A 22,296-nucleotide genomic window follows, 5' to 3' on the forward strand; every position below is an offset into this window, starting at 1 on the left:
GCGGGCCTGTGAACCCGCTATGACAGTTCTACCCGAGTTGCCCGCCGCCCTGCAACTGCTACCCCTCAGAACATCGGGGTTTGATTGTGCATGACTCACGTTGCACGCCAGTTGATTTCGATGGTTGCCGCGAAAGACTCGGGTGTGAACCGGTGGCGGCCACGCCCCAATGGCAGCATCGTCACAACGGCCAGGGCGTCGATTACGTTGCGCTTACGGGGCGTCGTCAAGTCGGCCCACGCCGCCGCTACGTCACCACTTGTGACAAGGGGTGCCACGAGGTCGGCGGCCCCGGCGGTGGCCATTTCTGTTTCCAACTCACCGAGGCGGGACCGCACCCGGTCGTTGGCAGTGCGGAACTGTTGACGGGTCACCGCGCCGTCGGCGTAGTCCTCGGCCAAGTCGTTGAGGCGTCGGCGCAACGTGTCGGCCTCGGCACCGAGGTCGCGGGTTACCGCCTCGACGGTCGGCGCGAACACCGACAACGCGTCGGGCCTCGACAACCGTTCGACCATGACGGCCTCGACGTACTCCTCGATTGGTTCGGCCTGGCGTGCAAGGTGGCTGGGATTGGTCTTGCACCGATAGGTGCGGTAGTGCCGCCGTGCGCCACCGGTGTGCATGGTCGAGTCGATGCCGTCGGCGGCGCACCGGCCACACCGGCCAACGCCCGTGAGTAGGGCCTGTGCGTTGATAGCGGGCCGCCGCCGGTCGGGTGAGACGAGGATACGAACCGCCGCCCGCCACGTGTCCTCGTCGACGATTCCCGGCCACTCGGCGCGGCCCACGATAAATTCCTCGGGGTTCTGCCTGAACACGTTGTTCGAGTTCTCGGGGCGGTGGCGGCGCAGGCCCGCGTTACGGGGGTTGAGTAGAACGTCACGGGTTCCCCCGCGTGCCCACGTGTTCGGCGTGCCGTCCCGCTTGTTCTGTGTCGACATCAGGCCCCGGTCGTTCCATGCGCGCATGACTGCGGTCACGGGTTCCCCGGCCAGAATCATGGCGTAGCCCTCACGGATTGCCTCGGCCTCACCGGGCCGGATCGTCACGCCGTCGGCCTCGTAACCGAACGCCCGCCGACCCCCGATCCACCGGCCTTGTGCCGCCGCCTGCGCCGTCGCGGACTTCTGGCGTGCCGACTTGCGTTCCACCTCACCCTGGCCCACCGAGGCCAGAATGCGGGCCACGAGTCGACCGCCGTCGGTCGAGGTATCCACCCCGTCGGACGCCGTGACGATAACGACCCCGTGGGCCTGGCACCGTTCCATCACGGATTCGAGTTCGGCCAGCTTGCGCAACAGACGGTCAACGTGACGGGACACAATGACATCGACACCGCCCTCGTCGACGATTTGCATCATGCGGTCAAAGGCGGGCCTCGGCTTACGTGAGGTGGCACTCACGTCGTTGTCGACGAACGTCTCGACGGTGGTCCATCCTCGTTGTGCCACAAGGGTTTCGATATCCTTGCGTTGACGCTCGATGCCGTACTCGTTACCGTCTCGGTCCATGGATTGGCGCAGGTAGGCCGCTACTCTCATAACTGCGAAGCTATAGCCTTAGGGACCCGCAACGCTCGGTCCGCCCCTCGAGCTGTGATCACCCCTTTACGCAGCGCCCGTTCCACCGGCGCCAACGCGGCACGCGAGAGTCTGAACTTCTGCCTCAAAGCCGGCCCTGGCACTTCCGCGTTGGTTCGCCACCCGTACTCGCTCCACCGCTGAGCTGCGGTGTCTCGAGCTGCCGCCACACGCGCACGAACGTCGCTGGTGCTTTCCCCCACTTCGTCGATCAGCGCTCCGGTTGCAACGGCCTGCATCCGGACCCTGATGTCGACTCGGTCCAACAACGGGCCGGACAATTTACCCAGGTATCGGCGACGTGCCGCGGGTGCACAGACGCAATCCGCGTCTCGGGGCGGCGCGCACGGGCACGGATTCGCGGCCAGGATGAGCTGGAATCGCGCCGGGTAACGCGCCACTCCGTCCCGCCTGGCAATTCTCACCTCCCCGTCTTCGAGTGGCGTGCGTAGCGCTTCGAGCACTTTCACCCCGATCTCCGCACATTCGTCGAGGAACAGCACGCCGCGATGAGCCCGGCTGACCGCGCCAGGACGAGCCATCCCACTACCACCACCCACCAACGAGCTGACCGACGAACTGTGATGCGGCGCAATGAAAGGCGGCATATCTATCAACGGCCGATCCTCCGGCAACACCCCCGCCACCGAATGAATCGCCGTCACCTCCAACGACTCCCCCTCCGTCAACGGCGGAAGAATCCCCGGAAGCCTCTGCGCCAACATCGTTTTCCCGATCCCCGGCGGACCCGTCAACATCAAATGATGCGCACCCGCCGCAGCAACCTCGATCGCCCACCGAGCATCCGTCTGCCCGACAACCTCACTCAGATCCCGCACCGTCACCGCATCAGCACGCTCGAAAACATCAGGAACAGCCAGCGCCAACTCACCACGCAACCACCCGATCACCGCAGACAGATCGTCAGCGCCCAGCACCTCGATCCCCTTCACCAGGCCCGCCTCAGCCAACGCCCGAGCTGGAACCACCACAGTCCCCCACCCCGCCCTCTTCGCCGCAAGCACCGCAGGCAACACACCACGCACCGACCGCAAACGACCGTCGAGCGCCAACTCCCCCAAAAAGACAGTCTCCCGCAACAACTTCCGCGGCAACTTCTTCGCCGCATCGAGAACCGACAACGACAAAGCCAAATCGTAAACACTGCCCACCTTCGGCAACGTCGCCGGCGACAACGCCAAAATCACCTTGCTGTCCGGCCACTCCTCACCGGAATTGGTCACCGCCGCCCGAATCCGATCACGCGACTCGTGCAACGCCGTATCCGGAAGCCCCACCAAATGCACCGCCGGCAACCCGCGCCCGATATCCGCCTCGATCTCCACGATCTGCCCGTCCACACCACTGACCGCAACAGAATGCGCCCGCCCCAACGCCATCAGAACGCGTCCACAAAATGCTCGACCGAAGGCTCGCCGTCGCGGCCGATCAACACCGCCACCACATCGAAACGCACCCTCGACCACGACCGGCCCGAATCAGTGAGCCACTGCATCGCCAAAACCCGAATCCGACGCTGCTTCGCGAACGTCACCGACTCCGCAGGACTCCCGTACCCGACACCAGAGCGAGTCTTCACCTCCACGAACACAATCCGATCCCCGGACGTCGCAATCACATCCAACTCGCCGTACCGACAACGCCAATTACGCTCGACAATCTCCAAACCCGCATCGATCAGGAACTCGACAGCCACATCCTCGCCCCGAGCACCCAACGCCATATTCCTCGCCATCGCAGCCCCCACCACTCACACGACCGCGCCCGCCCATACGAAACGCGTCCCAACCACCACCCTCGACCCACCACCACAAAACCAAGCCACCCAAAAACAACCTGTTGACAACTCAGAACCTGTGGAGTTCGGCAGCGCGACACACCAACAACGACGCACATTCCGGCAATTTTCTGAAATCCCCACAAATTGGACGAAAGTCCAGTAGAACTAGTTACAGTTTTGCTCAAACCGTCACGCACCCCGCTGAATGGAGTTCTATATGGCCCGCCGCTCACTACGCCACGCAGTAGCCACCACCACTTCCCTCGTTCTCATCGCCGCCGGCGTCACTGTTGGACTTGGTGCCTCGGTGGCACAAGCAGCGCCGGCCTGCGCGCTCAACCAGTCAGTGACCGACAGTTGGGCCGGTTCCCTCGGGACGCCGTACACCGTCAGCAAGGAGGTTGTCGGCGATGGAAAGGTCGCCGCGGGTCAGACGGTCACCTACATCACCAAGGTTTCCGGTTCCGGAGCCCTCGTCAATCAGATCCGCGATTTCCACCCGGCAGGATTCCAGCTGGTCAAGGCTCGCCTGAACGTCAAATGGCTTATCGGCGACCAGAAGTGGGACGACGTCACCAAGACCGTCGTTGTCGGCAACAACTCCGTGGTGGCAAAGGGCGGCGGATGGACCACTGCGGGCGGCGGCGTCATCGCTTTGGAAACCACCTACAAAGTTCCCGATAACGCAGTTGTAGGCACGCAGCTCGACAGCGGCGCCGGCACCAACATTGTGCTGGCGGCGGGCGACTGGAACATCAACCCGATGGGCGTATGCGTCACCATCCGGCAGCCGAACCCCGTCGAGGCGGGCGCCGGAAGCCTCGAGGACATGGGCTTCGGCTCACTCAACTCCGGATCAGGCCAGGTATTCGGCTCCCTGACCGACCCGCAGGGGTCGATGACCAATGTCATCAGCGGTGTCTTGGGCAATGTGCTCGGCAACATGAGCTGACTCAGTTCAGATTAGTAAATCGGCCGAGCTACCAGCAGATGCTGGTAGCTCGGCCCATTTCTACGTTGCCGAACAAAGCTTTGCCGTCAACCGAGTTCAAGAAATCATCAGCGAATCATTGCATCAGCTTTCACGCCGTACCTGGCGGGCGTCGTACCAAAAGTTTCGCGGAATGCGGCGATGAACCCACTACTGGTTCGGTAACCCACCTGCGGGGCAACGTCATTGACACCCTCACCCCGCGCGAGCATCTCGAGTGATGCGTACATGCGTGCTCGAGTTCTCCACTGCCCGAAGGTAATCCCGGTATCGGCGACAAAGGCACGCATCAAGGTCTTGGAACTGACCCCGAGTTCGCCCGCCCACTCCCCCAGCGTCCGTGAGTCTGCCGGATCGGCGAGGATGCGGGCAGAAACCGAACTCGCCGCAGCATTGCGAGGAACCGCGAGGACGTCGTGCCGTTCGGGCGCGGCAGCAAGAATGTCGTAGAGCAACTCCTGACTCATCAACCGCCGAGCATCGTCGATGGTCCGGTCGGCGAGATGGCGCAGCAATTGAGCGGACAGAGCATCGACTTCGAGAACAAGTGGCTGAGCCCACCGCGGCCCGGCAGGGCGTAGATCCGGACGCGCATAGGCCGCAATCATGCACCCCTCCGTCAGAAGTGTCATGTCGTGGAGAACGGTGCCCGGCAACCAGACCAAGTGCTCGCTGTGCAGGTGCCACACATTGCCCCCGGCAGCGATCTGCATCGTCCCCTCACTCATCCAGGCGATCTGATGCTCCGGGTGGCGGTGAGCCCCGTACGCGGTCGCGCCGTCGACGACGTTGGCGTAAACCTGAAAATCTTGAAATGTCCGTCTGCGACTATCGGGCCGCGCTAGCAAGGACTTTGGGCGAGTCGAGTACTCGATAGTGGACATTTTGCGTCTTTCTGGGCGTATCCGAGTCCATCCGGAAGGATAGACCGACGATTCCGCAAAGGTTAGCCTCACTTTATTGCTGACGCGACCCGTTCAGCACTTCATGCGGAACTCAGATCACTCGCCCACCACTTCGAAGGAGCATGCACGTGCCTTCACGTAGCACCCGAATCCTCGCCGCCTTACTCACGACGGCCGCGATCATCGGGTTCTCGACCGCCTGCGGAACCTCGCAAGGCGTCGACACCGCGTCAGCGACCCAGAGCAACGACGCATTCCCCGTGACGATCGAGCACGCCCTGGGTTCGACGACAATCGACGCCGAACCACAGCGCGTAGTGACACTCGGATATACCGATCACGAACCATTGCTTGCCCTCGGAGTTGAACCCGTCGGCATGGCCGAATGGTGGGGCTCCGGCATGGATGAAAGCTGGCCGTGGACGAAGGACTGCTGGAGGGGAAAGACTCCGACGTACATCAACAGCGGCGGAGACTTCAACTTCGAGCAAATCGCCTCCCTCGCACCGGATCTGATTCTTGCGCTGTACGCCGACATCGACACGGAAACCTACAAGAAGCTGACCTCGATTGCGCCGACTGTCGCACAGAGCAAGGACTACGACGCGTACACAACGCCGTGGACCGACATGACGCTCACCGCCGGGCGCGCCCTCGGCAAAGAACCACAAGCTCAGCAACTGATCACGGATACCGAAAACGCGTTTGCCACCGCTCGCGCTGCACACCCGGAGTTTTCCGGGCAAACCGCAACGATCGTCAACCTCGACACTCCCGAGGGATACGTATTCTCGTCGCACGACCCACGTGGCATCTTCCTCTCTTCGCTCGGCTTCACCCTCCCGCCGACGGTCGACGCATTTGTCGGCGAACAGTTCGGCGACTGGCTTCCGAACGAGCGTTACGACATCCTCGAGTCAGTCGACCGCTTGATCGTGATGGCCGACCCGGAGGGAGAGAAGGCCCTCGCCGGCAACACCCTCTACCAGCGCCTACCCGCCGTGAAGAACAGAAGCGCGGTAGTCGTGCGATACACCGCAGATCCACCGGTTGGTGCGGCGATGTCCGGCAACACAGTCCTGAGCATTCCGTATGCCATCGACCAACTGACCGCCACGTTGTCGAAGTAAACAAACAGGACAGGTATCGAAACTATGTTCGAAGAGTGCTAGCCTCGAAGTCAGGACGAACCCACGAACATCGAGGACCACCATGGACGAGGTACCGGGCACCGCGTTAGATCTGACTCGACTGGTCGACGAACTGACGGTTCTCGACCAGCGACGCGTCGACATCGGCGAGAGCTTGGTTCAACTCGAGTACCTCTACTCCAGAATGGGCGAGCGACAACAAGCAGACGCTGCCCGAAAAGCCTTCCAGGAGAAGTACGTCGGACGAATCTACGAACTCGCAGACGGCCTGCGCACCTGAAAAGGGGTTGCACACAACCACTGACCGAGCGCATGGTCATTCCTGCACGACACACCGGACCGATCGGTTCGGTTGTGAACTATGTGGGAGAAATCTGATGGAGAAGATCACCAAGAGGCTGTGGAACTGGGCATCGTTACTCGACGAGAATACTCGCGAGCAAGCGCTGCGCACGTCCCAGATGCCTTTTGTCCGTCCACATCTGGCATTGATGCCGGATGCGCACCTCGGTGCGGGAGCGACGGTGGGTTCGGTCATTCCGACGGAAGGCGCAATCATGCCCGCCGCCGTCGGAGTCGATATCGGCTGCGGAATGATCGCAGTCAAAACCCAGTTCAACGCACGCGACCTGCAAGACCGCGACCTGAGCATTCTTCGCCACAGCATCGAACGCTCCGTTCCACTCTCGGCGGGTGTCTACAACAAGACGCTGAGCGACACGGCGCAAATCCGCATCGCAGAACTCGAGACCATGGCGGGCGATCGTCTGCCCTTCTACGACAAGTTCAAGAACAACTGGAGGTTTCAGCTCGGAACGCTGGGTTCTGGTAACCACTTCATCGAGGTGACGCTCGACGAGAGCGACGGCGTCTGGCTGTTCCTGCACTCGGGTAGCCGCGGTATCGGAAACAAGATCGCACAGCATCACATCAAGATCGCCAAGGACTTGTGCGAGCGGTGGTATATCAACCTTCCCGATCCGGATCTTGCCTACCTGATCGAGAAGACACCCGAATTCGACTCGTACATCACCGATCTCAACTGGGCTCAGCACTTCGCTCTGCTCAACCGTGAGGAGATGATGGACCGCGTCGTGAAGGACTTCGCGCACTTCATGGGTGACGGCACGATCATCGACGAGATCGAGCGGATCAACTGCCACCACAACTTCACGCAGAAGGAATTCCACATGGGCCGGGGTGTGTGGCTGAGCCGCAAGGGTGCGATCAAGGCCGACGAGGGCACTCGCGGGCTCATCCCCGGTTCGATGGGGACGGCGAGTTACGTCGTCGTCGGTAAGGGAAACGTGCCGTCGTTCAAGTCCAGCCCCCACGGCGCGGGCCGGGTGTACGGACGTAACCAGGCACGCAAGACCTTCACCATCGAAGATCTCGACAAGGCAATGGTCGGAATCGAATACAAGCGCTCCGCGGCGTTCCTCGACGAGATCCCGGGTGCCTACAAGGACATCGACGTCGTGATGGACGACGCGAAGGACTTGGTCGAGATTCGGCACACGCTGCGTCAGATCGTGAACGTCAAGGGCAACTGACCCCGCGCAACTCCGCGAAAGACGAAGTGCCCCGCCGATATCGGCGGGGCACTTCGTTGTCGAGCAGTCAGGCAAGCACAGGTCAGTCAGGAAGGCGCAGATCCGGCTTGTCCAGCTCTTCGATGTTGACGTCCTTGAACGTCACAACGCGTACGTACTTCACGAATCGAGCCGGGCGGTACATGTCCCACACCCACGCGTCGGACATCCGCAGTTCGAAGTAGATCTCCCCGTCTGAATTGTGGGGCAGCAACTCGACCGTGTTGGCCAGATAGAAACGTCGTTCGGTCTCCACGACGTAGGAGAACTGTCCGACGATGTCCCGGTATTCGCGGTAGAGCGACAGCTCCATCTCGGTTTCGTACTTCTCGAGATCCTCGGCACTCATCGGTTTAGCCAGTCCTCCCAGTTCGTCTGAACTTCCATCATCCCGTACGGCCTGCACGTTGTTCCAACCGGACTCCCGCAGCCACCACGTTGGCGTAGGTCATGCGGTGCTCTGGGCACGGCCCCAGCTCGTCGAGAGCGTCCATGTGCAGGGGCGTGCTGTATCCCTTGTGAATTGCGAAACCGTATCCGGGATGAGTGTTGTCCATCTCCGTCATCACGCGATCTCGGGTCACCTTCGCGAGAACGCTGGCCGCAGCGATACATGCAGCGGCGCCGTCACCGCCGATCACCGGTAGCGAAGGAGCCGTCAAACCCGGAACCCGGAACCCGTCGGTGAGGACGTAGCCCGGTTCGAGGTCGAGACCCGCAACCGCTCGCCGCATCCCCTCGATGTTCGCGACGTGAATACCGATATGGTCGACTTCCGCGGCGGGAACAGCGATGACACTCCACGCCAATGCCAAGCGCTTGATGGCTGGGAAAAGCTCCTCGCGAGCACGTTCGGTCAGCTTCTTCGAATCGTCCAGACGCGCCAGTGCCGCTTGCGGTTTCGGTGCCAGGACACACGCTGCGATGACGAGCGGACCAGCGCAGGCTCCTCGACCGGCTTCGTCGACGCCGGCGACCGGACCGAGTCCGGTTCGCGCCAACGCAGACTCCATCGTCCGCAGACCTGCCGATCTGCGAATGACAACGCGAGGGGGCCAACTACTCACTGTCTCTGCCTACTCGGAACTAAGCGAATCCATGTGTGCGGTCCGACAACTCAATTGCCCTGAATATCAGGCGCATCGATGCCGCCCATTCGCGACGGGGGAAGGACGATGAATCGTGCTTGACCGATGATGTTGTCGACCGGGACAGTTCCCTGGAACTCGTCGTCGACGTGGTAGCGCGAATCGGCGGAATTACTCCGATTGTCACCCATGACCCATACGTGTCCCTCGGGCACGGTGATCGGTCCGAAGCAGCGCCCCGACTTCAGTTCGGTGTCACACGTTTGTGTTCCCGGAGTGAACGGGAAGTCCATCTTGATATATGGCTCGTCGAGTGGTTTGCCGTCCACCAGGACGCGGCCCTGATCATCGCAGCATTCGACGGTCTGGCCGCCGGTTGCGATCACTCGCTTGACCAAGTCGTTCTCGTCGGGCGGGACGAGGCCGACCCACGAACCGACCTCTTGAATGCCTCGGACGACAACGTTGTCGGACCGATTGGACACATACTTCGTGTTCCACGAATCGGGTCCCTTGAAGACGACGACGTCGCCGGGTTCCGGATCGCCGAAGCGGTATCCGATTTTCTCCACCACGATGCGGTCACCGGTACATCCCGCACAGCCGTGCAGTGTCGGTTCCATCGACTCGGATGGGATGAGAAAAACTCTGAAGACAAATGCCTGAAGAACGATGCTGAGTACCAGCGCAACGCCGATCAGAACAGGGAGTTCTCGCAGGAACGATCGCTGTTTCTTCTGCGGCCGATGTGAGGTCGGTTCCTCGGAACCGCTTGATCCCTCGTGATTCTCGGGTCCGGACGACAATGCCTGCTCCTTCGAAGAATCTGCCACAGAAACCAGATTAGCCCGACACCGCGCGTACGCGGTGCCGGGCTCATCGGAAAGATCAGCGCTTTTCCTTGATCTTCGCCTTCTTGCCACGAAGCTCACGGAGGTAGTACAGCTTGGCGCGACGGACGTCACCGCGGGTCAGAACCTCGATAGAGGCCAGCGTGGGGCTGTGAACCGGGAAGGTGCGCTCGACGCCGACGCCGAAGGAGACCTTACGGACGGTGAAGGTCTCGCGAACGCCGCCGCCCTGGCGACGAATAACGACGCCCTTGAAGACCTGCACGCGCTCCTTGGAGCCTTCGATAACCTTGACGTTCACGTTGAGCGTGTCGCCGGGACGGAACTCGGGGATGTCGTCGCGAAGCGACTTTTTGTCCAGGAAGTCCAGGGTGTTCATATGTCATCCTTGTATTTCGCAGGAGCAGAGGAACCGAGCGGCACGCGTTTCGGTCTCCCGAAACGGCGCTCGTCTGGTTCGTGCCCAGATCAAGTGCTGCTGCCTGGTCCAGGCAACCCGTCCATTGTGCCAGACGCGGACACCAGCGGGGAAATCGGTGGCGGCGGAGCTGCGTGGATGGTGTGGTCCAATTCCTGCTCGGCCGCCGTCATCGCATGCTCGACGCTCGGCGATCCGGCAATGAGATCCTGTACGTAGATCTTGGCCCGGATGACGGGCCGACGCCATTTCCGTTCACGCTCGAGAGCGCGGTTCATCCGTTTCGGCTTGCGCGTGTACCGCCAGCGTGCCCACGGCGCACCCGGCCGACTCAGGCGAAGCGCGCCGATTACCAGCAACGGAAAGACGAACAGGCCCACGAGGCCCGTCCAGATCTTCCCCTTGAGAATCACGATGGCGGCCAAGGCGAAGTTGATCAACGCGAAAAAAACGAAGACCAACTTGATCCACGGATCTCGTTCTTCACGGAATCCGGCGACGTCGAGCAGTTCGAGCGGGCGGAAACCCAACAGCACCAGACCGGTCACGGCGATCGCGACGAAGACCGCATCCACCGAGGTCCGACCTTGCTCGGACCAGTACACATCCTTCAGATAGAAGATCAGTGCGAACTCGTCGAGCACCAACGCCGCACCCATACCGAAGATCGCCGCCAGTACGGCACCGGTGGTCTGCGAACCGTCGACGTAGACCGCGATCAGCGCACCACCGGAGATCATCATGGCGATCACACCGAATACGACGTGATGCACGTGCTGACCGCCTGGCGCGATGTTGCCCGGCCACCATTTCACCTTCGCGCGGATCATCCGGACGCTCAGGCGGATGAAAAGGAACGCGGACAGGAACCCGAGAAGGAAGAACAGCAGCGGCAATCGGCCATGGGCGATGATCTCTCGCTCGAGCCACTCCCGCATCACTGTCCTCCCTTCACCGAATTCATGATCCGACCCTGATCGGATTCATACCGCGAACCGACTCGATTGTGACGATACGGACTTCGAAAACCCGGCGTACGGCTTTACTTGCCGAATCCGGCCTTGCGCAGCGCGTCGGCCATCGATCCTGCGACGGGCGCACGGTTGTCCGGACGCGACTCGCGTCCACCCTGTCGCCCTCCGCCACCTCGTTGATGGCCCTGCCCCTGACGCGGAGGCTGGCCCTGTCGCTGAGGTTGCCCACCTCGCGGGCCTTCGGACTTGCGGGGTGCGCCCACCTCGTCGTCGAGTCGGAGCGTCAACCCGATGCGTTGGCGCGCCTCGTCCACTTCGAGAACCTTCACCTTGACGACGTCACCCGATTTGACGACCTCTCGTGGGTCCTTGACGAAGTTGTGTGACATCGCCGAGACGTGAACCAGACCGTCCTGATGAACTCCGATGTCGACGAAGGCGCCGAAGGCCGCGACGTTGGTGACCACACCTTCGAGCGTCATACCGGGCTTGAGGTGCGCGACCTTTTCGATGCCTGCGGCAAAAGTCGCGGTCTTGAACTCGGGTCGCGGATCTCGTCCAGGCTTCTCCAACTCGGAGATGATGTCGGTGACGGTCGGCAGACCGAATCGCTCGTCGACGTAGTCGGACGCCTTGACCGATCGAAGTGCCTGCGAGTTTCCGATCACGGTGCGCACGTCCCCGCCGGCACTCGCGACGATCTTGCGAACCACCGGGTACGCCTCCGGGTGGACGCTCGACGCGTCGAGGGGGTCGTCGCCGTCGGCGATCCGGAGGAAGCCGGCACACTGCTCGAATGCCTTGGGCCCCAATCGTGAGACGTCCTTGAGTCCCTTGCGGGATTTGAACGGACCGTTCTGGTCCCGATGCGCGACGATGCTCTCCGCGAGCGAGCCTGCAATTCCGGACACCCGAGCGAGCAGCGGCACGGACGCAGTGTTGACGTCGACGCCGACCGAGTTGACGGCATCTTCGACGACGGCGTCGAGGGAACGGGAGAGCAGCGATTCGGTGATGTCGTGCTGGTACTGACCGACGCCGATGGACTTGGGATCGATCTTCACCAACTCCGCCAACGGATCCTGCAGGCGACGCGCGATGGACACCGCACCGCGAATCGAGACGTCGAGGTCGGGAAGTTCCTGCGACGCATAGGCCGAAGCCGAGTACACCGACGCGCCTGCCTCGGACACGACGATCTTGGTCAGGTTGGGCGCGCCGGTCTTCTTGATCAGTTCGGTAGCGAGCGTGTCGGTCTCGCGTGAAGCCGTGCCGTTGCCGATGGCGATCAGTTCGACGCCGTACTTGGCGACAAGCCCGGCAAGCGTCGCAAGAGCAGCGTCCCACTTGTTCTGCGGCTGGTGTGGGTAAATCGTCTCGTAGGCAACAACTTTGCCGGTTCCGTCGACGACGGCAACTTTGGTTCCGGTGCGAAATCCGGGGTCGAGTCCCATGGTGGGCCGGGCGCCTGCGGGAGCCGCGAGAAGTAGATCCTTGAGGTTGGTGGCGAAGACGTCGACGGCATCCTTTTCGGCCGACTGTCGCAGACGCATCCGAGTGTCGATACCGAGTGTGACCGCGAACTTCGTCTTCCACGCCCACCTCACGGTGTCGAGGAGCCACCCGTCTGCGGCACGGCCACGGTCGGCGATCTCGAACCGCGACGCGATGCGGCCTTCGTAGACCGTGCGCTCCCCCGGCGCGAGTTCTTCGGTGTCGGCAGCCATGTTCACCGACAGCACTTCTTCCTTCTCTCCACGCAGGACGGCGAGGATGCGATGCGAAGGCAATTTGGAGAACGGTTCGGAGAACTCGAAGTAGTCAGCAAACTTCGAGCCATCGGATTCCTTGCCCTTGCGGACTGAGGAGACGACCTGGCCGCGACTCCACATCAGCTCGCGCAATTCGCCGACCAGATCGGCGTCCTCGGCGAAGCGCTCCACGAGGATCGACCGGGCTCCGTCGAGTTGCTCGTCCGAATACTGCGCGGGATCGGTGGTGGGGTCGCCGATGAGGGCATCCGCGACGGGCTCGTGGCCGGCCTCACGGGCGATCTGCGCCTTGGTACGACGCTTCGGCTTGAAGGGAAGGTAAATGTCCTCCAGCCGCGCTTTTGTCTCGGCCAGCATGATCTGACCACGCAATTGATCGTCCAATTTGCCCTGAGAGTCGATCTCCGTGAGCACGGCGTCACGACGGTCGTCGAGCTCGCGGAGATACCGCAGTCTCTCGTCCAGGAGTCGCAACTGAGCGTCGTCGAGCGTGCCGGTGACTTCCTTGCGGTACCGGGCGATGAAGGGCACCGTGGCTCCGCCGTCGAGAAGGTCGACTGCTGCTGCAACCTGGCCTTCGCGGACGTCGAGTTCCTCGGCAATGCGCTGGTTCACGGTCTTGAGAATCACGAGATCCGACCCTACCGCTATCCTGAGACAAGAAGATCGGCAACAGTGCCGTGTCAGGGCTACCGGGGGAAACAAATGAGTACGCGGTACGTCCGGATTGCCGCAATGGTGGCCGCAGTTACTTTTGCGGCTTCGTGCAGCGGTGGACAGAACCCGGATGATCCGATGCAGACCCCCGCCTTTCCCGACACCAATGTTCCGGTCGCGGAGACTCTCGACGGTCGACTGGCGCAAGCTCAGGTGGCGGCGCTCGGGCGCGGCGCGGACGTCTCCATCGCCATCCTCGACCGCTCCTCGGACAAGTACCTCGATGTGTCAGGCGACCAGCAGATCGAAACCGCCTCGGTGGCAAAGCTATTCATCGCGGAGGATCTACTTCATCAGGACGCGCGAGGCGAGCGACCGATCACGGACGACGACCGCACTCTCATGGCGGCGATGCTCGAATCCTCCGACGACACTGCAGCCAACCTCCTGTGGGACGAGGTCGGCGGTCAAGAGGTGATCACCCGCGTCGCCGAGCGTTACGCACTGACCGCGACGACGCCGCCGTGGGACGGAATGTGGTGGAACACCGAGACCACGACCCGTGACCTGGTCACCTTCTACAACGCCGTCCTCGACGACTCCGACCAACTCGGACCCGAACGGGTCGACCAGTTCGTCGAGTACCTGCGGCAATCCACTCCCGAAGGAACTGACGGCTACGACCAGAGGTTCGGCCTGCCCGAGGCCCTGTTCGGCGAGCCGGTCATAGGAGTCAAACAGGGCTGGATGTGCTGTGTCGAGGACAAGTGGATACACCTGTCCACCGGCATCGTCGGTGACGACAACCGATACATCATCGCGATCGGTTCGCGAGAAGACGTCCAGTACACGGACGAGGACAGCTTCTATCCCGACACTTCGTTCACCGATGCTGTCGACGACGAAAGTGCACTGCACGCGCGCGACACGGTCACCGGCGTCACACAAATCCTCTTCCCGAGCGGAAGCATCGACGACTGGGCTGCAGCATCCACGACCACCGATTCGGCGATGCCCGAAGCATCCGGACCCTGATTCTGTCCACGAGGGTCTGTTCGAACTCAGTCTTGCTTGTACTCGAGCACCGAACTGATGACCCGCTCCTGCTGTTCGGACGTAAGCATCGGCCATAGCGGCAGTCGAAGGATCGACACCGAGAACTCGGCACTACGCACGCACGGCTCCGGTGTTCGTCCGTAGCGCACACCAGCCGCACTCGTATCCAGCGGAACGTAATGGAACGGCGCCACGATTCCGTCACCGGCAAGGTGCCGAATCAAGCCGTCACGGCTCTCTTCGGTCGGCATCTTGAGGTAGAACAGGTGCGCGGTGTGCTCGCGATCATCAGGGACCGCCATGGGCACGACATCATTCGCGGACGCCCACTCGCCCAGACTCACGCTGTAGGCATCCCAGACGCGATGCCTGGCCGCCTGAATCGCGTCGAACTCGGAGAGTTGTGCGTCGAGGACGGCGGCATTGAGTTCACTGGGCAGATAACTCGACCCGATGTCCTGCCACGAATATTTGTCGACCTGGCCGCGCAGGAAACGCGCACGGTCGGTCCCCTTCTCACGGATGATTTCGGCGCGGGTCATCAGCTGATCGTCGGAGAGCAACAGCGCGCCACCCTCGCCGCAATGAACGTTCTTGGTGTCGTGAAAACTCTGCGTTCCGATTGTTCCGATGGTGCCGAGCGTGCGCCCGCGCCACTTTCCGCCGAGCCCGTGTGCGTTGTCTTCGATCAACGCGACGCCGTGAAGTTCCGCGAGGTCGAGCAGAGGTTCCATGTCGGCGGCGACCCCGCCGTAATGCATGACAAGTACTGCTTTGGTGCGTTCGGTGATCGCCGCCGCGACGCACGCCGGATCGATGTTGCCAGTACTCGGATCGATGTCGACGAAAACAACAGTGGCCCCGCGCAACGCGACGGCGGTCGCCGCCGAACTGAACGCGAAGCTCGGAACGATCACCTCGTCGCCCGGGCCCAATTCGAGCAGCAGGGCACCCAATTCGAGTGCGTGCGTGCACGAGGTGGTCAGCAGGGCGTGCGTGGATCCGGTGATCGTTTTGATGGCTGCAGTCGCGGACTTGGTGAAACGCCCGTCACCGTGAATGTGATCGGACTCCAGAACCGTTGCCAGATTCGACAATTCGTTCGAGGCCCGATAGGGGCGGGAAAAGATGATTCGATCAGTGCTCACGAGTACGCCGATCGATCGAGGTTCCCGGCCGCGGTGAATCGACAGTCAGATACAGCGGCTTTCCGACGAGGACGTGCAGTGCCACACCGAGGTATTCGGCGATCAGCCCGAGCGAGAACAGGATCGCACCTGAACAGACCAGCAGCGCCATGATGATCGACGCCCATCCTTCGGGGTCGTTGTTGTCGCCGGTCATGGCCTGGATGAAGATCACCGCGGCCATGATCACACCGGCTGACGCCAGGGTGACTCCGAGCAGACTGACCAGCCGCAGACCGCGGGTTCCGCTACACAACACCATCTTCCAGAACAACGAGAACAAACGGCGATAGTTGTATCCGGATTCCTCGCGTCCTTCGGCTCGAAGTGTCACCGGGGCCGTGGCCGTGTTACCGACAACCCACGTCAGCGCGACGTCCAGATACACGCCGTTGGCGGCGACGCCGGCCAACTGTCGACCGATGTCACCGCGGATCAGGCGGTAACTTTCGAATCTCGTCGAATCAGGGAACGCGAACACCGTCGCCAGGACGATCTTTGCGCCGCGCGAGGTCAGGTTCCGCAAAAATCCGTGAGGGCGGGTGTTCGTGGGTTTGGAATACACGAGATCGGAGCGCTCCGTCAGCGCGGTGTCGAGGAAAGCCCCGATGTGCACCGGGTCGTGCTGGCCGTCCTCGTCCATCGTCACGATCCACTGGCCGGTTGCAACGGCCATGCCGGCGATGGTCGCCGCGTCCTGGCCGTAGTTGCGGCTGAGCCACACGACACGCACCTGCTCGAAACGGCGCTCCAATTCGAGTAACACGACGTCGGAGCGGTCCGGGCCGTTGTCGTGGACCAGCACGATCTCGTCGACGGAGAACTGCGCACCACCGGGCGTCGTACTCGGTGCGCCCAGGGCGTCCAGCTCCTCGACGAGCGCTGTGATCGTCTTTTCGCCCTGATAAACGGGCACTACGACGGAAATCGAGTGCACTCGCTTCCACTCCCTTCAGGGGGCTCGACTGGCGCCGAGAGACAGGCACGATCGGGCCCACACCGTCGCGAACTTTAACACGCAAAGATGTCTTGACTTCGGATGCCGGCGGCGCGTGACGCGCTCGCGTCTCCGTACGCCCGACCTGCCCTGTTAAGGTCTGGAACTCGTGGTGGAAACTCGCACTCTCGCCCGGGCCGATGTGTACAAGTGGGGCGCCGTCACGGCGGTCGGTGTCATCGCCGGTTACCTGGCCGTGGTGCTCGCGAATGCTCGTCACTTCTACACCGACGACACCGAGTCCCAGTACGCACCGCTGTGGGTCATGCTCGGCCGCAGTCTGCGAGAAGGACACCTCCCGGTACTCGTCCCCGAGAACTGGATGGCGGGCAACTACGCGATCGAGGAAGCGGGCCTTCTCAATCCACCGCAACTCCTGATCGACCTGATCGCACCGTCCTTCGACAACTTGGCGTTGTACGCGACGATCGTGAAGTTGATCTTCGCGATCATCCTTGCGCTGGGCGTCTATCGGATCTGTCTCGAGTACGGTTCGAAGCCCACGTGGGCTGCAGTCGCCGGCGTCTCCATTCCGTTCACCGGTTTCCTGCTGTTCTTCGACTCGGCCAGCTGGATGACTGCCTTCACCGGCACTGCATGGATGGTTCAGGCGTGGGCGTCGGCAATCCGCTACGCCCGAGGTAAGAGCGGTCCGATCCCGACCTTCGTGTTCTTGTATCTCGCGATGTCGGTCCAATATGTTTTCCCCGCAGTCGAATCCGGCTTGATGATCGGCGCGGTCGCAATCGGCGAAGTTGTCTATCAGCGGCGTTGGCTACCGTCGCTGCGGCTTCTGGCGGTGTCCGCATGTGCGGCTCTGGCCGGGCTGGCGACGTATCTGCCGAGCCTGCTCACCGCCGACGTCACCTGGCGCGGTGCATCCGAGGTCAAGAACGACGCATTCCTTGCCGTCCCGTGGTCGGAATCGCTGAACGCGAGCCTGCCGAGCACCATGCCCGCGTTCACCTCGTGGTGGGGATACATCCAGACCATGCCCATGGTCTACATCGCCTGGTTCCTCATTCCGGCGCTGGCTTTCATCGACTGGGGCAAGGCACGCGCCGCGGCACGCGAATTGACCGCCGTCGGGATCTTCACCGTCGCCGTCCTCATGTGGACTGCCGGGCCGAGCACGATCGGCCCACTGCGGTGGCCGGCACGCGTGCTTCCGATGGTGGCCATCGGCCTTCTGCTTCTGGTGTGCATCCTGCTCGGGCGTTACGCCACGACCGACAAGTTGCGCGGGCGCTGCGTTGCAGCGGGAATCCTCGTGGGCCTGCTTCTGATTCGGTCCGCCTCGGCAGCCCCGGGGCTCGCGAAATGGCATGTGATCTCAGCCGTCGCCGTCGTTGCCCTCGGCGCCGCGATGGTGTGGCTCGGCCGTACCAAAGGCACTGCATTCGCATGCCTCGTAGCGATCGTCGCGGTCTCCCCCATCGCTTACGCCCAGGTTCGAGCAGCACAACCAACCCCGATGAGCTGGAACCTGCCCGAATCCCGCTCGGAGATGAAGGAAGCCTTCCCCGACTTCGAAGGCACGACACTACAACTGGGCGATCGCGCGCTCATCGGCCCCGACGACCGAACACTCGACGGAGCGTACGGTTCCCTGGCCTTCGGCAACTATCCCAAAGACCTCGAACTGACCTACACCAGCGGCTACACCCCCAACGGGCACTTCTACTTCGGTGACCTGCTCTGCATGCGCTGGGACATGAGCGTGTGCCCCGACGCCTTCCGACGCGCATTCACCGTCGAACCCACCACTGGCCGCACCATCGTCGATCTGATGAACGTGGACCGCGTCGTACTGCAAAACGCCCTCTACCCCGATGCACGCAAGAACCCGGCTCCCGACGGATGGAAATGGGTCGACTACCCCGGACACGAGAACTACATCTCGGTACTCGAACGCGTCGACGGCCCCGTCTCGACACGCAACGGACGCATCGCCGATACCCAAGGCGTCGATGCTGTTTCGACCGGGGAATCGAGCATGTCGAGCACCCTTCGTGTCAGTTCGGAGACCGGCGGCAAGGTTGTGTTTGCACGGCTCGGCTGGCCCGGATATCGGGCGAGCATCGACGGTCAGCCTGTCCCGATCGACGTCGTCGCGAAGTCCTTTGTCACCGTGGACGTTCCAGCCGGTACGAAAGACGCGGAACTTGTCCTGACGTGGCGTCCCCCGGGATGGAAGGTCGGCGGCGCTTCGATGGTCGCCGGAGTCCTCGGACTCGGGGTGCTCGAATGGATGTATCTGCGCACGCGACGCAAGGACCGGACCAGCGACGAGCACACCGAGTCTTCATGACCGAAGACGTCGCCTCAACCGAGAACCCCGGCCCACTGCTACGGGTGGTCAAGCATCAACCCATCGCGTTTGCCATTGTCGGAGTGGCCAATACGGCGATCGGCTACGTGCTCTTCGTGATGTGGTCGTTGATCCTCGACAACAAGAATCTGTATCAGGTGGCCGTGATCGGCGCGTACTCCATCAGCGTCCTCATCGCTTTTGTTCTGCATCGGACTCTCGTTTTCCGCGTTCGCGGACATGTTGCCCGCGACCTGGGCGCGTTCGTCGTCGTCAATTCCGGTGGCCTCGTGCTGAATCTGATTCTCGGAACACTCGCAGTGTCGATTCTGCACGCCCCGCCGCTCCCCGCTCAGGCCGTTGTCATGCTGATCGTTGCCGGTGTGAGTTTCTTCGGTCATCGATACTTCTCGTTCCGCCGCAAACCAACCGAACGGCACTGATCTTCTACGACTCGCGGGGTAAAGCGCGATCCACTGCCGCCTCGACGATCGTTCGAATGTCTTCCTCCCCGAACAGGTTCGGCAATGTGAGTCGATCCAGGGCGAGCCAGTTCAACGACATGTAGAGCAGGCGAACGGTCATCGCATCACCGGGCACGCCCGACGCCAGATGATTGGCTACGTTCAGATCGAAGTCTTCTCGGATGCGGACGGTCAGTACCGCACGCAGGTCCGGTCGACGCGTCGCCTCCAGTCGCAATTCCATGAGCGCAAGGAAACCTGTCCCGAACGAGGTGACCCGCTCGACCACTTCGAGCATGAGCGTCACCAGACGCTCACGATCGGTGCCGTTGACGGGATCGATCAATCCCTCGAGGTCGTCCGGAATCAGTCGCTCGTAGATCCGGCCACCGGCTTGTGTCAGTAGGTCGTCGCGATTGGAAAAGTAGTTCGACGCAGTCCCGTTCGGCACAGCTGCCTGACTGTCGACGGCTCGAAAGGTCAAGCCTCGAGCGCCCTCTCGCGCCAACACCTCGATTGCCGCGTCGATCAGGGCAAGCCGACGCTCCGGGTTCTTTCGCACTTGACATCACTCCAGACACGACCCTAGGTTAAACCACTACAAACAGAGTACTACGAACGGAGCACTTCATGCGGAAGCTTGTGTACTACGTGGGAGCATCGCTCGACGGCTACATCGCGGGACCCGGCGGCGAATTCGACTTCTACCCGGTATCCGAACAGATCACGGCCTGGATATGCGATCGGTATCCCGACACCGTGCCAACGCACGTGCGGCCTTCCCTCGGAGTGGAGGGCGTACCCAACAAGGTCTTCGACACCGTCATCATGGGTCGCGGTTCCTACGAGCCCGGACTGACCGCCGGGGTGAGCAGCCCCTTCGCGCATCTGCGCCAGTTCGTCGTCTCCACCACCCTCCCCGACACCGAGGATCCCGCGATCACCCTCGTCCGCGCTGATCCCCTGGAGCTGGTCAAATCTCTCAAAGAGGAGGAAGGACAAGATATCTGGCTCTGCGGCGGCGGAACTCTCGCCGGCGAACTGCTACCGGAGATCGACGAATTGGTCGTCAAGAGGTATCCGCTTGTCGCAGGCGCGGGCATACCGATGATCAGAGGCAACTTCGAGCCGACACCGTTCACACCGACTGCAACCGAATCGCTGAGTGACGGCGCGAGCATCACCTGGTTGAAGCGAAATACCTAAGGGAGCAGGTCCGGTCGACGCTCGGCCGTGCGCTGCAGCGACTGCTCATGGCGCCAAGCCTTGATCTTTGCGTGATCACCGGACAGCAGAACAGGAGGGACCTCGAGGTCGCGCCACACGGCCGGACGCGTGTAACTGGGTCCTTCGAGGAGTCCGTCGGAAAACGAATCTTCTTGGTGTGAAAGCTGATTGCCGAGAACACCGGGCATCAGTCGAACAACAGCCTCGACCATCACCAGCACGGCAGCTTCACCGCCGATCAGCACGTAGTCGCCGATGCTGACTTCTTCGACGCGAACCCGCTTGGCTGCGTCGTCGAAAACTCGTTGATCGATTCCTTCGTATCGGCCGCAGGCGAAGACAAGATGCTTTGCGGTAGACCAGCGGTGCGCGGTCGCCTGAGTGAACGGGACGCCGGCAGGAGTGGGCACCACCAGAATCGTCTCGGCGTCATCCGGGCCGTCAGTATCTGCTCGTCCGATCACGTCGTCCAGGGCCGGGCCCCAGACGGTCGGTTTCATGACCATGCCTGGTCCGCCGCCGTACGGAGAATCGTCGACGGCTTTGTGCACGTCATGGGTCCACGACCGCAGATCGTGGACGTCGACCGAGATCAAGCCACGTTCGATTGCCTTGCCCAGCAAGGCAGCACGAAGCGGTTCGAGATACTCGGGAAATATGGTGACTACATCGAGACGCATGACGAGCGATCAGTCGCTGTCGGCGTTCGAATTGTCGCTGTTCGACTTGTCGCCGAAGTCCGGGTCGAGCAGTCCCTCGGGGGGCTCGATCACCACGACGCCGTCGGCGATCGACACCGAGGTGACGATGGCGGCGACAAACGGGATCAGCAATTCACCGGACGTCTCACCGGCGCGGCGAATCGAAAGCAATTCGCCTGCGGCGGAATGCAATACCTCGATGACCGAACCGACCTCGGTGCCGTCCGTGAGGACGACCTTCAGTCCTTCGAGTTCGTGATCGTAGAACTCGTCCGGATCATCCGAAGGCTCGAGTTCGGAACTGTCGATCACAAACAGTGTGCCGCGCAACGCATCTGCGTCGCCACGGTCACTCACGCCTTCGAGGCGCAGCAGAAGCCGCCCGGAATGATCCCGGGCGGCTTCCACTGTGTACGACTTCAGTGTGGACTCGCGCGGCTTACGCCCACGCAGCACGGAACCTACGGCAAAACGATCTTCGGGCTCGTCTGTACGAACCTCGACAACCAATTCACCTTTGATGCCATGCGACTTCGCGACACGACCGACTACGAGTTCCACCTGTTTACTGCC

At 62.0% G+C, this 22,296-nt stretch carries 22 protein-coding genes and 1 pseudogene; 8 read left to right on the forward strand and 15 right to left on the reverse strand.

Annotated elements, in window-relative coordinates; all coding sequences use genetic code 11:
• Positions 1–95: 95 nt before the first annotated feature.
• From ACFWEM_RS12010 to ACFWEM_RS12020, 3 genes and pseudogenes are all read right to left on the reverse strand, one after another.
• Positions 96–1,541 carry a recombinase family protein gene (locus ACFWEM_RS12010; RefSeq protein ID WP_378533769.1) on the reverse strand — a complete coding sequence of 482 codons (1,446 nt, stop codon included), beginning with the start codon at positions 1,539–1,541 and terminating at the stop codon, positions 96–98.
• An 8-nt stretch (positions 1,542–1,549) separates the two neighbouring features.
• A pseudogene (locus ACFWEM_RS12015) lies at positions 1,550–2,980 on the reverse strand (YifB family Mg chelatase-like AAA ATPase); the annotation flags it as partial.
• A complete protein-coding gene (locus ACFWEM_RS12020; protein ID WP_378533771.1) occupies positions 2,980–3,336 on the reverse strand; it encodes a YraN family protein in 357 nt (118 codons plus the stop codon). The gene ACFWEM_RS12020 and the pseudogene ACFWEM_RS12015, both read right to left, overlap by 1 nt.
• Positions 3,337–3,598: 262 nt before the next feature.
• Between ACFWEM_RS12020 and ACFWEM_RS12025 the strand changes: the two genes are divergently transcribed.
• On the forward strand, positions 3,599–4,333 hold the full coding sequence (locus ACFWEM_RS12025) for a hypothetical protein (RefSeq protein ID WP_003942731.1): 735 nt from the start codon (positions 3,599–3,601) through the stop codon (positions 4,331–4,333).
• A gap of 107 nt (positions 4,334–4,440) precedes the next feature.
• Here ACFWEM_RS12025 and ACFWEM_RS12030 read toward each other — a convergent pair whose 3' ends face one another.
• Positions 4,441–5,256: an AraC family transcriptional regulator gene (locus tag ACFWEM_RS12030; protein WP_378533773.1), complete on the reverse strand. Its 816-nt coding sequence runs from the start codon at positions 5,254–5,256 to the stop codon at positions 4,441–4,443.
• Between the two features lie 143 nt (positions 5,257–5,399).
• On the opposite strand from ACFWEM_RS12030, the gene ACFWEM_RS12035 reads away from it, so the two are divergent.
• The 3 genes from ACFWEM_RS12035 to ACFWEM_RS12045 all read left to right on the forward strand — a co-directional run bounded on the left by ACFWEM_RS12035 (position 5,400) and on the right by ACFWEM_RS12045 (position 7,981).
• Positions 5,400–6,407 carry an iron-siderophore ABC transporter substrate-binding protein gene (locus tag ACFWEM_RS12035; RefSeq protein ID WP_378533775.1) on the forward strand — a complete coding sequence of 336 codons (1,008 nt, stop codon included), beginning with the start codon at positions 5,400–5,402 and terminating at the stop codon, positions 6,405–6,407.
• 82 nt (positions 6,408–6,489) lie between these two features.
• Entirely contained in the window at positions 6,490–6,708 is a 219-nt protein-coding gene (locus ACFWEM_RS12040) for a hypothetical protein (protein WP_378533777.1), read from the forward strand.
• Between the two features lie 97 nt (positions 6,709–6,805).
• Positions 6,806–7,981, forward strand: coding sequence for an RtcB family protein (locus tag ACFWEM_RS12045; RefSeq protein ID WP_378533779.1), 1,176 nt, complete (start codon positions 6,806–6,808; stop codon positions 7,979–7,981).
• 82 nt (positions 7,982–8,063) lie between these two features.
• Here the strand turns inward: ACFWEM_RS12045 and ACFWEM_RS12050 are convergent, their stop codons facing one another.
• The 6 genes from ACFWEM_RS12050 to ACFWEM_RS12075 all read right to left on the reverse strand — a co-directional run bounded on the left by ACFWEM_RS12050 (position 8,064) and on the right by ACFWEM_RS12075 (position 13,753).
• Positions 8,064–8,369 carry a DUF2469 domain-containing protein gene (locus tag ACFWEM_RS12050; RefSeq protein ID WP_003942715.1) on the reverse strand — a complete coding sequence of 102 codons (306 nt, stop codon included), beginning with the start codon at positions 8,367–8,369 and terminating at the stop codon, positions 8,064–8,066.
• 37 nt (positions 8,370–8,406) lie between these two features.
• Positions 8,407–9,087, reverse strand: coding sequence for a ribonuclease HII (locus tag ACFWEM_RS12055; protein ID WP_378533781.1), 681 nt, complete (start codon positions 9,085–9,087; stop codon positions 8,407–8,409).
• Positions 9,088–9,137: 50 nt separating this feature from the next.
• Entirely contained in the window at positions 9,138–9,941 is an 804-nt protein-coding gene (gene lepB / locus ACFWEM_RS12060) for a signal peptidase I (RefSeq protein ID WP_230812928.1), read from the reverse strand.
• A gap of 55 nt (positions 9,942–9,996) precedes the next feature.
• A complete protein-coding gene (rplS, locus tag ACFWEM_RS12065; protein WP_003942791.1) occupies positions 9,997–10,338 on the reverse strand; it encodes a 50S ribosomal protein L19 in 342 nt (113 codons plus the stop codon).
• Between the two features lie 89 nt (positions 10,339–10,427).
• Positions 10,428–11,315: a hypothetical protein gene (locus tag ACFWEM_RS12070; protein WP_378533783.1), complete on the reverse strand. Its 888-nt coding sequence runs from the start codon at positions 11,313–11,315 to the stop codon at positions 10,428–10,430.
• A 104-nt stretch (positions 11,316–11,419) separates the two neighbouring features.
• On the reverse strand, positions 11,420–13,753 hold the full coding sequence (locus ACFWEM_RS12075; protein ID WP_378533785.1) for a Tex family protein: 2,334 nt from the start codon (positions 13,751–13,753) through the stop codon (positions 11,420–11,422).
• Positions 13,754–13,828: 75 nt separating this feature from the next.
• Between ACFWEM_RS12075 and ACFWEM_RS12080 the strand changes: the two genes are divergently transcribed.
• Positions 13,829–14,815 (forward strand): serine hydrolase, encoded by a 987-nt coding sequence (locus ACFWEM_RS12080; protein WP_378533788.1) that lies wholly within the window; start codon positions 13,829–13,831, stop codon positions 14,813–14,815.
• Positions 14,816–14,841: 26 nt separating this feature from the next.
• Here ACFWEM_RS12080 and rffA read toward each other — a convergent pair whose 3' ends face one another.
• Both rffA and ACFWEM_RS12090 read right to left on the reverse strand, forming a co-directional pair.
• Positions 14,842–15,984 (reverse strand): dTDP-4-amino-4,6-dideoxygalactose transaminase, encoded by a 1,143-nt coding sequence (gene rffA / locus ACFWEM_RS12085; protein WP_378533790.1) that lies wholly within the window; start codon positions 15,982–15,984, stop codon positions 14,842–14,844.
• Entirely contained in the window at positions 15,974–16,960 is a 987-nt protein-coding gene (locus ACFWEM_RS12090) for a glycosyltransferase (RefSeq protein ID WP_378533792.1), read from the reverse strand. The genes rffA and ACFWEM_RS12090 overlap by 11 nt, the downstream gene beginning before the upstream one ends.
• A 172-nt stretch (positions 16,961–17,132) precedes the next feature.
• Here ACFWEM_RS12090 and ACFWEM_RS12095 point away from each other — a divergent pair, with 172 nt between their 5' ends.
• Entirely contained in the window at positions 17,133–19,331 is a 2,199-nt protein-coding gene (locus ACFWEM_RS12095) for a hypothetical protein (protein WP_378533794.1), read from the forward strand.
• The gene (locus tag ACFWEM_RS12100) at positions 19,328–19,774 is read left to right on the forward strand and encodes a GtrA family protein (RefSeq protein WP_378533796.1); all 447 of its coding nucleotides are present in this window, start codon (positions 19,328–19,330) and stop codon (positions 19,772–19,774) included. Before ACFWEM_RS12095 ends, ACFWEM_RS12100 begins: the two co-directional genes overlap by 4 nt.
• A gap of 4 nt (positions 19,775–19,778) precedes the next feature.
• Here the strand turns inward: ACFWEM_RS12100 and ACFWEM_RS12105 are convergent, their stop codons facing one another.
• The gene (locus ACFWEM_RS12105) at positions 19,779–20,357 is read right to left on the reverse strand and encodes a TetR/AcrR family transcriptional regulator (RefSeq protein ID WP_378449548.1); all 579 of its coding nucleotides are present in this window, start codon (positions 20,355–20,357) and stop codon (positions 19,779–19,781) included.
• A gap of 68 nt (positions 20,358–20,425) precedes the next feature.
• On the opposite strand from ACFWEM_RS12105, the gene ACFWEM_RS12110 reads away from it, so the two are divergent.
• Positions 20,426–21,001, forward strand: coding sequence for a dihydrofolate reductase family protein (locus ACFWEM_RS12110; protein WP_378533798.1), 576 nt, complete (start codon positions 20,426–20,428; stop codon positions 20,999–21,001).
• Here the strand turns inward: ACFWEM_RS12110 and trmD are convergent.
• Positions 20,998–21,702, reverse strand: coding sequence for a tRNA (guanosine(37)-N1)-methyltransferase TrmD (trmD, locus tag ACFWEM_RS12115; protein ID WP_230812909.1), 705 nt, complete (start codon positions 21,700–21,702; stop codon positions 20,998–21,000). The genes ACFWEM_RS12110 and trmD overlap by 4 nt on opposite strands.
• Before the next feature lie 9 nt (positions 21,703–21,711).
• The gene (gene rimM, locus ACFWEM_RS12120; protein WP_378533801.1) at positions 21,712–22,284 is read right to left on the reverse strand and encodes a ribosome maturation factor RimM; all 573 of its coding nucleotides are present in this window, start codon (positions 22,282–22,284) and stop codon (positions 21,712–21,714) included.
• Between the last annotated feature and the right edge of the window lie 12 nt (positions 22,285–22,296).

The organism is Rhodococcus sp. NPDC060176 (assembly GCF_042728675.1).
In the GTDB taxonomy this organism is placed as follows: Bacteria; Actinomycetota; Actinomycetes; order Mycobacteriales; family Mycobacteriaceae; genus Rhodococcus_F.